This is a genomic window from Chloroflexota bacterium (assembly GCA_014360825.1).
Classification (GTDB): domain Bacteria; phylum Chloroflexota; class Anaerolineae; order UBA2200; family JACIWT01; genus JACIWT01.
On the sequence record JACIWT010000004.1, the window covers coordinates 56,356 to 69,489 of the forward strand.

The window sequence follows — 13,134 nt, forward strand, 5'->3', positions numbered from 1 at the left end:
TTGCATTATCCTGGTGCAGGGATTATAATCTCCTTGACAACATTGCTACCGAGGAGTGCATGATCTCCGTTCAAAAACTCGTTGCCCTGCGCGCCCGGCGCCAGCACCTTTCGCCCGACGCTCACGGCAAAGGCGAGACCGACGTCCAACACATCATCCGTGACCTCCAGCCCCTTCCCCTAGCGCCATCCAGCAGATCGCCCTATTTCGACAGCCGTGTGGACGGCTATCAACCTCTCTGGTACCGCGAGTTGCGCCGCGCCCACCGCATTGTCGAGGGCCACTTCGTGTCCGGCCAAATCGCCTGTGTCGCCACCGACGATCTGCCCCTCTACGCCGCCGCTTTCCGCGTCTTCTGCCCCCGCAGCCTGGCCACCGAGGCTGAGCGCTTCTTGGCCCTCCTGCGCCGCTTGGGGCCGCTGCGCAAATCCCAGTTGCAGGAGTTGCTGGGCTGGGATGTCCGTCTGTTCACCCGTGTGCTCACTGCCCTGAGCCGCAGTTTCCTCATCGTGCAGATGCCGCAGGATGCCGAATGGGACAATCCCTGGGCGCTTATGTCTGCTGCCTACCCGATGGTGGAGCACAGCGATTGGGACCCATTGTCGGCTCGCGGGGAGGCTCTGCGCCGCTTCGTGATTGCCTTCGGAGCGGCCAGCCTACGGCACATGGTAGAATGGTCTGGTTGGGGCGCTGCTGAGGTGAACCGGGCCCTGGCCCCACTGCTCAGTGGGGGGACGCTCACCCAACTGAAGGTGAAAGGCCAGCCCGATACCCTGTATGTCCCGCCTGGTGACCTGGACGAATTGCAGGAGCAGCCTGATCTGCCCCATTTCCTCACCGCTTTGCCCCCCAACGACCCCTTTGTACTGCCCCAATGGTCTTCCGTCATCGAACGCTACCGCACTGCATCGCTGCCCCTCTGCCACGCCGTCCTGGTGATGGATGGGGAGATCGCGGGCGCGACCTGGGGACATCCGCGGCGCCATTATGTCTGGATCGAGAGCCTGAACCTGCACCCCGAGATCGAGGCTGGCGATGATCTCTTCGATCAGGCTCTGGCTGCTATCGAGTCCTATGTCTCCGGCGGGCGGGTTCCCATCCGCATCTACGCCCCCAACCATGACGAATCCCCTCGCATGGCCAAGCGCCTGGAGCGCCACGGCTATGAGCGAGAGATAGGTTACTATATCAAGACGTTCGGACGGATATGAGAGGGAAAGGGGTTGCGAAATGCGTCACCGCGTCCAGAGAAAGCAGCCCAATTCCAAGATGTGCTTCGTTTGCGGGCTGAAAAACGAATTCGGGCTGCACGCCTCCTTCTACGAATTGGACAACGGCGAAGTGTTGGCGGTTTTCACGCCGGCGGCGATACACCAGAGTTACCCAGACCGTGTGCATGGCGGCATCGCCACCGCGATCCTCGATGAAACCATCGGCCGCGCCATCATGATTCGACATAATGAAGAAGTGTGGGGCGTGACCATTGAGTTTACCACGCGGTATCGAAAGCCGATCCCCGTGGCTACGCAATTGCGCGCCGTGGGTCGGATCACAGTGGACGCCAGGCGGTTTTTCGAGGGCGCGGGCGAAATACTGCTGCCGGATGGGACTATCGCGGCCGAGGGATGGGGCAAATACCTCAAGTTGCCGCCCGGGAAGATAACGGCTTTCGATGCTCAGGAGCAGGAATGGCGGGTGACTTGCCTGCCCGATGACCCGGCAGAGGTTGATATTTAGCCACCCGTAAGGGCAAGTTGCCAACTTGTCCTACGAGCCAAGCGAGCGGTCCGGTAGGGACTTGACAAGCGTGGCCGTCGAATTTGATTCGACGGCGGGATTCTTGCGAAGGTTCCAAACCTTCGCAAGGTTCCAGGGTGATATAAAGCAGGGTGCAGGAGGCAGGATGCAAGATGCAGGAGGCAGGATGCAAGAGGCAGGAGGCAAGATGCAAGAGTGGATGGAACTTTTGAGTGGCGACCCATTGCCATGGCTGTTGGAGTCGGACCCTGAGAACCCGGGGGTGCGCTATTTCACCCTCACCGAGTTGCTCGACCGACCGGAGGATGACCCCGAGGTGCTGGATGCTCAACGGGCGGTGATGTCCACCGGCCCGGTGCCGCGCATTCTGGAGGCCCAGGAGCCCGAGGGCTACTGGATGAAGCCTGGCTCTGGCTACGGCCCCAAGTACCGCGGCACAGTGTGGTCGGTGATTATGTTGGCGCAACTGGGCGCCGGCGGCGATGACCCCCGCGTGCGCCGGGCCGCCGATTACCTTCTGAATCATGCCATCGCCTCCACCGGCGCGTTCTCCGTCAATGGCACACCCTCCGCTGCCATCCTCTGCCTGGGTGGGAATCTGGGTGCGGCGCTGTTGGACCTGGGCTGGTTGGGGGATGAGCGGCTGGATCGGGCCCTGGACTGGTTGGCCCGCGCCGTTACCGGCCAGGGCATCGCCCCGGCCGAGAAACAGGATGCGCCGCTGCGCTATTACAAATCGGGCACTTCTGGACCGGGCTTCCGTTGCACCGCCAACAACAATCTCCCCTGCGCCTGGGGCGCGGTCAAGGTGATGCTTGCCCTCGGCAAAGTCCCCGAGGCGGCTCGCACCCCAGTTATCCGGGCGGCCATCGAAACCGGCGTCGAATTCCTGTTCAGTCGCGACCCTGCCGTCGCCGACTATCCGATGGGCTGGGCCACTAAACCGAGCGGTAGTTGGTTTCAGTTCGGCTTTCCGGTGTTCTACGTTACCGACGTGTTGCAAAACCTGGAAGCACTGGCGGCACTCGGCCACGGCGCCGATCCGCGCCTGGCCGCAGCCGTGGACCTGGTGCTGAGCAAGCAGGACGAGGACGGCCGCTGGGCGATGAAGTACACCTATAATGGCAAGACCTGGGTGGACATCGAGCGGAAGGGCCAACCTAGCAAGTGGGTGACCCTGCGGGCCCTGCGGGTGCTCAGGCAGCGTGGGGTGGCGAGGGAGTAGGACAAGTTGCCAACTTGCCCCATCGCTGGGGAAGGGGATCAAACAACGATGAAACCCGAATACTGGATTGGGACTATGGCGTTCATCGGTGCTGTTATTGGCTACATCGAAGGAAAAGAGAATAACTTCACATAATACAGGTTCGGATCATGCGTTTGTGGTCTATTCATCCCCAATATCTGGACCGCCAGGGCTTATTGGCGCTTTGGAGGGAGTCGCTTCTGGCGCAGAAGGTATTAGCCGGTGAAACCAGCGGATACAGAAACCATCCCCAGTTGGAGAGATTCAGACGACACCCGGAGCCTATGTCCGCAATCGGCTTCTACCTGTATTGTGTGTACCAAGAGGCTGCCGGCAGGGGGTACCATTTTGCCGCCGACAAAATATCGGTTGTTCAGAGGGAAGTTGCGCCGATAGAAGTTTCTGATGGGCAGATCCGCTTTGAATTCGCGCTCCTAATGGATCGGCTGAGGACGAGGGACCCCGAGCGGTATCAAAAAGTCGCGGGGATCAGGGAGATCGAGCCCCATCCGATTTTCAGGGTGGTGAGTGGTGATGTGGAACTGTGGGAAAGACAAAAACCTCCCGTGGTTTCTGGGCCTGCGGGAGGGGGTCATAAAGATATCTGAGGAGGGACGGAAATGTTGGAGGAGTTCAAAAAGTTCGTTATGCGGGGGAACGTGTTGGATATGGCCGTGGGCATCATCATCGGCGGGGCTTTCGGCAAAATCGTCACTTCACTTGTGAACGACGTTTTGATGCCGCCCATCGGGCTGTTGCTGGGCAAGGTGGATTTCTCCAACCTGTTCATCAATCTGTCGGGCCGGCCCTACACCTCGCTGGCAGATGCGAAAGCGGCTGGAGCAGCCACTATCAACTACGGCGTATTCCTCAACACCGTGATCGATTTCATCGTCGTGGCCTTCGCCGTCTTCCTATTGATCCGACAGGTCAACCGATTGTGGCAGCCCGAGGCACCGCCAGCCGCGCCCACTACCAAAGAGTGCCCCTATTGCCTCTCCACCATCCCCATCCAAGCCACGCGCTGCGCGTATTGCACTTCGGAACTGAAGGCGGCAAAAACATAGTCTTGCGAGGGTTCCAAACCCTCGCAAGACTTAGGGCTCAGAGGATTAGATCAAACATGCACTTAGCAGGCCACTATTACCACGTCTACAACCGAGGCAGCAATCGAGGGCGTATTTTTGCCAACCCAGGCAATTACCTATTCTTGCTAAAACGCACCAAACTATTTCTAGCCGGCTACCCGCTGAGCATGATCGCATACTGTCTCATGCCCAACCATTACCATTTCTTATTGCGCCCAGAAGAAGACAACGTCCTCTCACCATTTATCCAACGCCTTTTCAGTAGCTACACCCAGGCATTTAACAAACAACAGAAACGTAGCGGCACGCTGTTCGAGGGACGCGCAAAAAGCGTCCTGGTGGATACTGAAGAATACATTCTTCACCTCTGTCGCTACATTCACTTGAACCCTGTTCAGGCTGGACTGGTTGCGCATCCAGGGGAGTGGCCCTACAGCAACTATCTTGAATGGGTCGAACGACGCGATGGTACTCTTGTGGACCGTGCATTTGTGCGGCAGTTTTTCCACACCGCAGCCGATTATGAGGCATTCGTGTTGAGCGAGATAAACCCACTACTGGAGCAAAAACTCCGCGCGTATTACCTGGATTGATGGGATAGCCTTGCGAAGGTTGGAAACCTTCTCTCTACAGCCTTGCTCTACAGCCTTGCGAGGGTTCCAAACCCTCGCAAGGCTTGTGTAATACTTCGCCAGGCTGGGGCTTAGGCTTTGACCACTTTCTTTAGAAAGCGGTACAGCGTCCCCGGCAGATCCCGGATCCCTTGCTTGAATTCCTCTCGCTCTTCGGGGCTGCTGCCCCTGCCCATAGCAAAGAGGCCGGACAGAAAGCCTCCGACGCCGAAAATAAGCGCGCCGATTGCTGCGCCAGACCGAAGGCCCGCTGAGCCGCCGAATATGGCCCCGATGAATCGGAATTGCTTGCCATCTACTGTGAAGGTGGTTGAATCTATCTTGACGGGCGCTAATGGAGGTACTGGCGATGGCTTAGAAGTCGCTCCTCCAGGGAGGGGGCCACACGCCATCAATAGCAAAAGGCTCAGGCAAACTACAGCACTATAACGGGAGCGCAGCGTTCTCATAGTTATATTTCCTTTTGCGCTCTGCTGCCTTCAGAACCGCAGCGACAGACAACTCAAGCCGCCATCCATCTTGCGGTACTCGGAGACATCCAGCACGATCACCGGATACCCCAGGTTGCGGATGAGCGTCTCCAACATAGGATAGCCGGCAGCTACCAATACGTGTTCGTTGACCCGCACGCAATTGGCCGCGTACTCCTCGCCTACTGGTACACGCACCAGTTCGTAGCCGTGGAATGCCGCTTGGTCTGCCAGAGTGTCCACGACCACCAGCCGGTTGTCGCCCAAGTACGCTAAGCCGCTTTTCAGGTGAAGTAGGCCCGGCAGCCTGCGGATGTCCACGCTGGTAGATGCATATCCGAGCTGCGCCAGCCACTCCGCCAACTGCTGCGCTCCCTCTTCGTTGGTGCGCTCCGATATGCCAATGAAGAAATGCCCCTCGGCGTCGCAGACGTCACCGCCGTCCAGCGTTCCAGGGGCTTGAATGGAGGCCAAGGTGGGGTAGAACCGGGTGAGGATCTCGCGCATGCCCGCCACTTCTCCCAGCCGGCTGGGTGCGCCTGGGCGGGTGAGCATAGCGCCACGTGGGGTCAGGATGGCGGTATCCTCCACGAAAGTGGAGTCGGGGTGGGATGGGTCGGGTGGCAAGCGAGTGAGGGCGAGACCGCACTGCTGCAAGGCGAAGCAATACCGCTCGTGTTGTTTGAGGGCCAACTCGTAGTCCGGCGGCCCTAGGCCGGCAGTGGTCAGACCGTCGGCAAAGTTAGGGGCGGGTGGGCGGACGATGGCGTGGGTGAAACGCATGGTCAGGCCGCTCGCCTTTCTGCCTCTCTCATCACCCTCTTCAGTCGTGATGCTTGCGAACTCCTCATCTCCGTCATCCTGCTTTCCAGGACCCGGAGGAAATCGTCCCGGTTGCTGGCGTTCACTGCCACAGCGGTGCTTTCCGCATGTTGTGGGACATCCTTGGGACGGCAGGTTTCCAGGTGCTCCAGCAGATAGGGGAATATGGCTTTTCGATATTCGTCCCTCGTGGAGGCGATGGCGGCAAGGATCTTGACCCCGTTGTCTCGCGTGATGACCGAGCCCTGTTCCATCAGGCGCTGGATTTCTCCGACGTGTGGGTATATCTCATCTGCACGGATCGCCGCGATGGTGGACAGAGCGATCATGCTCCCCCAAACCATGCGGTTGTTCTTGCTCTGCAATAGTCGCAGGAAATCGCCCACATAGTCTGCTATTAGCCCGGGTTCGAGATAGCCGATCTCGTACAGGACTTTCAGGCGGTCGCTCTGAATGTTCTGGTTCTCGTTCCACAGGTTACGAGCGATTTCCTGTATGCCCTGCCGATCCCTTTTCTCGGCCAGGTCTCTGGCCAGTTCCTGATTGGGAACTTCGTCGCGTCGGTTTTGAAAGTAGGCGATGCGGTTCAAAACGGACATAAGTACGCGCCTCCTTGGTCGGGCGGTGCTGTGGCCGCTGGCGAGCCGAGCGAGGTGAAGCCTTATGTTCCCCCGCAGTTGCACTGCGGGTTGCCCTGGTCAGCGCGGCAGTACAACTGCCGCTGAACGATGGGCAGTATAACTACCGCTGAACGATGAGGGTTGCCTTTTCACGGCATCTTATGTTCTCCCGCAGTTGCACTGCGGGTCGCCTTGTACCGCGCGGCAGTACAACTGCCGCTGAACGATGAGTACAACGGCTGCTGAACGATGAGCGCGATTTTCGGCATCGTTTGACCAGGGACGGGGCCTGGTGTAAAATGTATGGTACGATCTTGACAGCCCCTGCATTCGCTCATGCCTTAGCCTCTTGGAGGAGCACACATGGCCCTCCTGTGCCTGTCTTTTCTGGGGCCACTGGCGCTGTTCGACGAAGACCAGCTGCTGCCCCTGCCCGCAACGCAGAAATCGCAGTCGTTGCTGGCCTATTTGGTGATGCACTGCCACCGTACCCAACGCCGGGCCCGGCTAGCGGGTATGTTTTGGCCCGATGTGCCGGAGGCACGAGCACGCCGCAACCTCAATACCGCCCTCTGGCAAATCCGCCGCGTGTTGCCCTCTGGCGATTATCTCTTCACCAGCGCTCAGGAGGTGCAATTCAATTCCCGTAGCGCCTACTGGCTGGATGTGGCCGAATTTGAGTCGTTGCTTTCCTCACTGCCGCCGGGCGGAACCGAAAACCCTGCACAGTTGGTGCGCTTGCAGCAGGCTGTATCCCTCTACCGCGGGGATTTTCTCGCCGGATTCTACGACGATTGGGTGATAGAGGAACGCTACCGCCTGGAAGCGGCGTTCCTGGAAGCACTGGCACGCTTGGCGCTGGCCTGTCAGCGAGAGGGCAAATACGCCGACGCTCTGAATTACGCGCAACAATTGTTACATTATGACTCCCTGCGCGAAGACATCCATCGTCTGGTAATCTATCTGCATCTGACTCTGGGTGACACGGTGGCGGCGGTGCGCCAGTGCAATCGCTGCCTGACCCTGCTGAAAGCCGAACTGGGTGTGGAACCCAGCCCCGAGACGTTGGCTCTATGCCGTCCCCTGTTTCATGGCCCTTGGCCCACCGGCGAGGAGATGGACATCGGTCCGACTGTGCGCCCAAGCCCCCGGCAGGCATCGCTCCAAGTGCCACCTTTGGTGGGACGTGACCGCGAATTGGGCCTTCTCTTGGCAGCCTGGCAGGAGGCAGTCGCCGGACACGGTCGGACGATCCTGGTGAGTGGCGAGGCCGGTGTGGGGAAGACCCGTCTGGTCACCGAACTGGCCCAGTCCACCGGCTGGCGCGATAGCCTCGCGCTGTGGGGGTGTTGCTATGAATATCCGGGTTCGCTGCCTTATCAACCTTTGACCGAAGCGCTTGAGGCTGGCCTGCGGTTTGTGCCTCGCCTGCGCCTGGACACGCTATCCCCCTGGATGCTGGCCGAGGTATCCTGGCTCGTGCCCGCCTTACGCCAACGCTGCCCAGACCTTCCTCCACCCGCACCCCTTGCGCCCGCCCACGCCCAGGCCCGCCTATTTATCGCCCTCACCGACTTCCTCGCGGTGATGTCTGCCCAGATGCCCTTACTACTGGTACTGGAGGACCTGCATTGGGCTGGCGAACCGATGCTGGCCTTCTTCCATTACCTGGCCCGGCACCTGGGCGATAAACGCCTGTTGCTGGTGGGCACTTACCGACATGAGTACATAACCGCTGAACACCCTCTGGTCGGCATAGCGCGCGAACTGAGCCGCGAGAGATTGCTCTCCGACATCCGATTGGACCGCCTGTCCGCCGAGGCGGTAACTCATTTCATCGGCGCTCTCACCGACCTGGAGGATCGAGGTGTGTCTCTGGCCCAACATCTCTACCAGGCCACGGGTGGCAATCCCTTTTTCCTCATCGAGACATTGCGTGCCCTGGCGGAAAGTGGGAACCTGGATGCGGGAACGAAAATAGACGCGCTGACGCTACCCATTCCCCCGTCGGTGCGCGCCCTCATCTTGGATCGGGCTGCCCGAATCACCCCAGAGGCACGCGACCTGCTCAATTTGGCAGCCGTGGCCGGACGTGAGTTCGATCTGGACTTGCTGGAGGCAGCCTGGGGCAGGGGCGAGGAAGCAACCTTGCAGGCCCTGGATGACCTCTTGCGCTACCACCTCGTGCGCGAGAACCCAGGGCAACGCGATTATATTTTCGATCACGATCTCATCTGCGAGGTAGTATATCAGGCTTTGCATCACCATCGTCGGCGGCATCTGCACCGTTTGGTGGGTCACGCCCTACAGCAACTGGCCGACAAGTTACCGCGCCCGCCGGTGTCGGCCTTAGCCTATCACTTCTACCATGGCCGTGGCCACGACCCCACATTGGCTGCACGCTACGGCCTGGAGGCTGGCGACCAAGCTCTATCCCACTATGCTCGGCGCGAGGCTCTACACTGGTATCGCCAGAGCCGTACCCTCCTGGACGATGCTGGTCTGACGCCAGCCAGTGCGCCACCATTGGCCGAGATTTATACGCGCCTTTGTCTGGGCAAAGGAAACGTTTTGTTTCTCTTGGGTGAAAGGGAATCAGCGGAGGCCGCCTTGCAAGAGGGCCTGCGTTGGGCCAATGCCCTGGGCGATCGGGCAGCCCGCGCCGATCTCTTGTGCGCGCTGGGGCGCACTGCTCTTGAGGCGGGCGACTTCGTCGTGACCAAAGACTACTTCCGCCAGGCGGCAACACAGTACCAGGCTCTGCAGGATCGCACCGGCCTGGCCGAAGCCCTCCACCGCTTGGCACGCACAGCCTACGATGCCGGCGACGATCCCGCTGAGACCGAGACCCTTTCGCAGCAAGTCCTGGCCCTGAGCCAGGAGATCGACGACCTGAACCAGGGAGGGCTTGCTCGCTGGGCGTTGGGCCGCATCCATTACCGCCGTGCGCAGTTCGCCGCTGCCGACGCCTATTATGGCCGCGCCCTGGACTGTTTCCGCCAGGTGGGCAACCGAGAGGATGAGGGATGGACACATCTCCTATGGGGGCTAGTCTATGGGATGCGCTACGAACTGGCGGAGGCGGCCGCGCATTTCGAAGCCTCTGAGGCCATCTTCCGCGACTTAGAACAGCCCCTGGGCATCGGCGCCAGCCTGACCCAACGCGGGATGGTGTACCTGCGGCGCGGCGAACTGGATCAGGCGCAGGCGCTCTGGGGGCAGGCCCTGGATATCTTCCGGACCCTGGGCAGCCGGTGGGAGCAAGCGGCGGTCCTATGGCGCTTGGGGCTGTCCGCCTATCAGCGCGGCGCTCTGGACGAGGCGCTGACCCATCTGTCTGAAGGCGGGGCACTGGCCCAAGCCATTCGTCATCGCGAACTGTGCCTGTTGATCCACCTGACGGCGGGTGACGTCCACGCTGCAGCCGGAGATTGGCCGGCCGCCGAAGCAGCCTACAGCGATGCCCTGGCGCTCGGGCGTGCTACCGATGACCGGCGCTTCCTACCGCGCATCTGTTGTGGCCTGGCCGGGGTAGCCCTGGCCCGCGGCGATGCAGTAGGAGCCGGCCAATGGTTGCGGGAGGGACGCACCCTGGCCGCATCGGAGGACGTGGAGGCGCAGGGGATGCTGTTCCGGTTGGCAGGCGAAGTCGCCGCCGCCCAGGGATTATTAGAGGACGCCCTGGCTCTGCTGCGACGCAGTGTGGCCATCCTGTCCGGTCCCCCCGTCCCCTTTGAATTGGCCCGTAGCCAGCACGCCTTAGCCTGTCTGGAGACAAGGCATTTGTAGGGCAAGATGCCATCTTGCCCTACGTGCTGACCGGTGCGTGCGAATAAAACCCCAAGCCTTGAGATAGATTTTTGATAGGCCTCTGTTATGCTGCCACCAAACATTGGCAGCATTTTCGTTTCCGCTTACGATCCACGATAAAGGAGCCCATGATGAGCACTGTAGCCCCTTTGCCTGGCAACCACACGTTCGTCGTTCGTCTCTGGCGAGAGACAGGGGGCAACACCCCTCAATGGCGAGGATGGATCGAGCACATACAAAGCGGCCAGCGGCGTGCCTTCACCAAACTGACGGAGATGTTGGAGTTCATGGATAATTTTGTCGCGCTGGGGGAGGGAGAAAACAAGTAAAGCGATGCGTTGGCTAAGACTGGCATTTGAGCGGCGCAAGAAATATCAAATTACAAGAGGAGGTTTCCAGTGGAAGAACAAGAGTTTACAGAAGAAGAGTTCACTGCGGAACTTGTAGCAGCGGCCAAGGATTACATGGCCTTCAGAGAGCAGGAAGCGGCTGGGCTCCGGCCACTCACTGCAGATCAACTGCCCGCAGACCTCAAGGAAGCGATGGGCCTGGATATCTTTCCCGAGGACATCCAGAATGACATTCTGGCGCTCAGCCAGAAACTCGCCGACTATATGTTGAGCCTGGCAGAAGAATCAGGTGAAGAGGCCACACCTTGGGGACGCAGTTTCATCAATTGCGCCGCCGATATGCCGTCCAGGGCGATACACCGTGATGCGATGAGAAATGCCACAACGGTTTGGCGCTACTCCAAGGGCCCCTTGAAACCCGTTAGGCTGCCAGGATCACTTGCCGCCTACGGTGGAACATTGATTGGCGGAGCGGCTGGTCACATGTACGGATGTGTGAAGGGCTCCTTTAGGCGATAGTCTAACAGGGGATTGCTGAAGGGGTGGCTGTGCCAACTGACTCTTGCGCCGCTCAAATGTTGACCTCAGAGCCTCTGAAAATACCAATCGAGTGCTACTCGCACACGTTATAGAGGTGAGGAAATGAGTTCCGATCTGTTGCTTCTACAGGTCGTCGCTGTGGTTTTTGTCGTGGCCGCGAATCTGCTGTCGGAGATTGGACTTCCTTGGCTGCGGCGCTGCGTGTGGCCACGGGTACGCCAGCGGTTGATTTCCGAAGAGGAGCGAATCTCAGAGGAGGAGCAAGAACGGGTCGCGCCGGTGCACCTACCCTGGTACTGGATTGCGCCGGTCGAAACCGGTATTCTGGAGGTGGCGCTGGCCATGACTGCGGCGGCGATGGCATTGCCCGCCTTCGCTCAACCAGGAATCGGGACGCCCCCCTATGTGGTGTGGGGCTTTCAGATCGCCCTCCTGCTATCGGCTTCACTGGCTGCCCTCTCCACAGTATGGCTGTACCGGATCTACGTCAGACAATTGAGGAGCCCAACCACCGTAAGGGGAGCGGCAGATCCCGATGCACAGAATGGGGGCAACCCGTTGTCCGTTCGACAGTCTGGCCCATATTCCCTTTTGGCCTATGCGATGATTCTTCTGTTGATCAGCCTAGCCTTACTGCCTTTGATGGTTACGCTTTGAGACATCAGCAGGAAGCACATTCAAATTAAGGAGGTGGAGGATGGACCGCACCGCAGAATTGATAGCGAAAACAAGGCATCTCTTGCCCGATCTCGATGAGTTGGAAGAGGTCCTGGCAGAAGAGCCGGAGACGATCATCTCTCGCGCTTTTCCTGTCGCTGAGTCCGAATTGCGGGCCCGTGGGATGCTATCGCGCGGTATTGTGCCAATGGAGTTCAATGAACTTGACGTGGCCACGGAACGGGAAAGAATGCGGATCGTCGGTGCGGCTCGGCGTGCGGTGAGCAAAATCCGCGCCAGGGGCGAGGACGCCGTACTCGAACCAGATGAGGCAAACAGTTATGAGGCTATCGTCTGGATGGTGGGTCGGCCCGCGATCTTGATTCAAAACGGCCGCTTCTTCCCGCCGCCTCGCGGATGGGAGACCCTGGAAGAGGTACGGGCCAGCATAGAGAAGACGTGCCAGAGCGTAGGTCGCATCGAGGTGTCTGGGCATCCATTGTTGGATTGGATCGGTACGGGATTCCTCGTCGCCGAAGACGTGGTGATGACCAACCGCCATGTGGCAAAGGAATTCTGCCGTTTGGGGGAGAGCGGACACTGGGTATTTGAACTGGGGATGGAGTCACGCATTGATTACGTCGAAGAACTGGGCGCTCTCGAATCTGCAGAGTACGCTCTCACAGAAGTGATTGGCATCCACGAGGAGTTTGATCTGGCGCTGTTTAGGGCATCCCACCACTCGGTTCAAGGAGAGGGGCCACCGGAGCCGCTTACCATCGCCACAGAAGTGCCGGGCGCGAGGGAGGGCCGCAAAGTCTATGTGGTGGGCTATCCAGAGTGGGACGGCCGCCGGAATGATCCCGAGGTCATGCGCCGCATTTTCAACGACGTCTACGGCGTCAAGCGTCTTCAGCCTGGTGAGATGCGAGAGGTGTTCGGTGATCGCCCTCTGTTTTACCACGATTGTTCTACGCTGGGCGGCAATTCCGGCTCTTGTGTCGTGGATCTGGAGACCAATCAGGTTATCGGGCTTCACTTCAGTGGCCGCTATCTCGAAGCCAACAAGGCCGTGGCCCTGTGGGCGCTCCGCAATGATCCGCTGATCAGGCAGGCTAGTGTGCACTTCGACTGAAAGGGG

Annotated in this window: 14 protein-coding genes; 11 read left to right on the top strand and 3 right to left on the bottom strand. The window is 59.6% G+C overall.

Annotated features, from left to right (window positions below):
* Positions 1 to 59 precede the first annotated feature (59 nt).
* From H5T64_03680 to H5T64_03705, 6 genes are all read left to right on the top strand, one after another.
* A complete protein-coding gene (locus tag H5T64_03680) occupies positions 60 to 1,211 on the top strand; it encodes a winged helix DNA-binding domain-containing protein (protein MBC7263442.1) in 1,152 nt (383 codons plus the stop codon).
* A gap of 19 nt (positions 1,212 to 1,230) precedes the next feature.
* Positions 1,231 to 1,737: a PaaI family thioesterase gene (locus tag H5T64_03685; protein MBC7263443.1), complete on the top strand. Its 507-nt coding sequence runs from the start codon at positions 1,231 to 1,233 to the stop codon at positions 1,735 to 1,737.
* A gap of 208 nt (positions 1,738 to 1,945) precedes the next feature.
* Positions 1,946 to 2,983, top strand: a complete 1,038-nt coding sequence (locus H5T64_03690) for a nitrogen fixation protein NifH (protein MBC7263444.1) — start codon at positions 1,946 to 1,948, stop codon at positions 2,981 to 2,983.
* Positions 2,984 to 3,132: 149 nt separating this feature from the next.
* Complete coding sequence (locus H5T64_03695; GenBank protein MBC7263445.1) at positions 3,133 to 3,612, top strand: hypothetical protein; 480 nt, start codon at positions 3,133 to 3,135, stop codon at positions 3,610 to 3,612.
* A 12-nt stretch (positions 3,613 to 3,624) separates the two neighbouring features.
* The gene (gene mscL / locus H5T64_03700) at positions 3,625 to 4,071 is read left to right on the top strand and encodes a large conductance mechanosensitive channel protein MscL (GenBank protein ID MBC7263446.1); all 447 of its coding nucleotides are present in this window, start codon (positions 3,625 to 3,627) and stop codon (positions 4,069 to 4,071) included.
* A 56-nt stretch (positions 4,072 to 4,127) separates the two neighbouring features.
* Positions 4,128 to 4,685: a transposase gene (locus tag H5T64_03705; GenBank protein ID MBC7263447.1), complete on the top strand. Its 558-nt coding sequence runs from the start codon at positions 4,128 to 4,130 to the stop codon at positions 4,683 to 4,685.
* Between the two features lie 110 nt (positions 4,686 to 4,795).
* Here H5T64_03705 and H5T64_03710 read toward each other — a convergent pair whose 3' ends face one another.
* Genes H5T64_03710 through H5T64_03720 form a run of 3 tightly spaced genes read right to left on the bottom strand, consistent with a single transcriptional unit; the run spans position 4,796 to position 6,615 of the window.
* A complete protein-coding gene (locus H5T64_03710; protein ID MBC7263448.1) occupies positions 4,796 to 5,173 on the bottom strand; it encodes a hypothetical protein in 378 nt (125 codons plus the stop codon).
* A 30-nt stretch (positions 5,174 to 5,203) separates the two neighbouring features.
* Complete coding sequence (locus tag H5T64_03715) at positions 5,204 to 5,977, bottom strand: N(G),N(G)-dimethylarginine dimethylaminohydrolase (GenBank protein MBC7263449.1); 774 nt, start codon at positions 5,975 to 5,977, stop codon at positions 5,204 to 5,206.
* 2 nt (positions 5,978 to 5,979) lie between these two features.
* Positions 5,980 to 6,615, bottom strand: coding sequence for a hypothetical protein (locus H5T64_03720; protein MBC7263450.1), 636 nt, complete (start codon positions 6,613 to 6,615; stop codon positions 5,980 to 5,982).
* Positions 6,616 to 6,999: 384 nt separating this feature from the next.
* On the opposite strand from H5T64_03720, the gene H5T64_03725 reads away from it, so the two are divergent.
* The 5 genes from H5T64_03725 to H5T64_03745 all read left to right on the top strand — a co-directional run bounded on the left by H5T64_03725 (position 7,000) and on the right by H5T64_03745 (position 13,128).
* Positions 7,000 to 10,425: an AAA family ATPase gene (locus H5T64_03725; GenBank protein ID MBC7263451.1), complete on the top strand. Its 3,426-nt coding sequence runs from the start codon at positions 7,000 to 7,002 to the stop codon at positions 10,423 to 10,425.
* Between the two features lie 152 nt (positions 10,426 to 10,577).
* Positions 10,578 to 10,775, top strand: a complete 198-nt coding sequence (locus H5T64_03730; GenBank protein ID MBC7263452.1) for a hypothetical protein — start codon at positions 10,578 to 10,580, stop codon at positions 10,773 to 10,775.
* A 69-nt stretch (positions 10,776 to 10,844) separates the two neighbouring features.
* Positions 10,845 to 11,315, top strand: a complete 471-nt coding sequence (locus H5T64_03735) for a hypothetical protein (GenBank protein MBC7263453.1) — start codon at positions 10,845 to 10,847, stop codon at positions 11,313 to 11,315.
* Positions 11,316 to 11,438: 123 nt separating this feature from the next.
* Complete coding sequence (locus tag H5T64_03740; protein MBC7263454.1) at positions 11,439 to 11,993, top strand: hypothetical protein; 555 nt, start codon at positions 11,439 to 11,441, stop codon at positions 11,991 to 11,993.
* Positions 11,994 to 12,033: 40 nt separating this feature from the next.
* The gene (locus tag H5T64_03745) at positions 12,034 to 13,128 is read left to right on the top strand and encodes a trypsin-like peptidase domain-containing protein (GenBank protein ID MBC7263455.1); all 1,095 of its coding nucleotides are present in this window, start codon (positions 12,034 to 12,036) and stop codon (positions 13,126 to 13,128) included.
* Positions 13,129 to 13,134 lie beyond the last annotated feature (6 nt).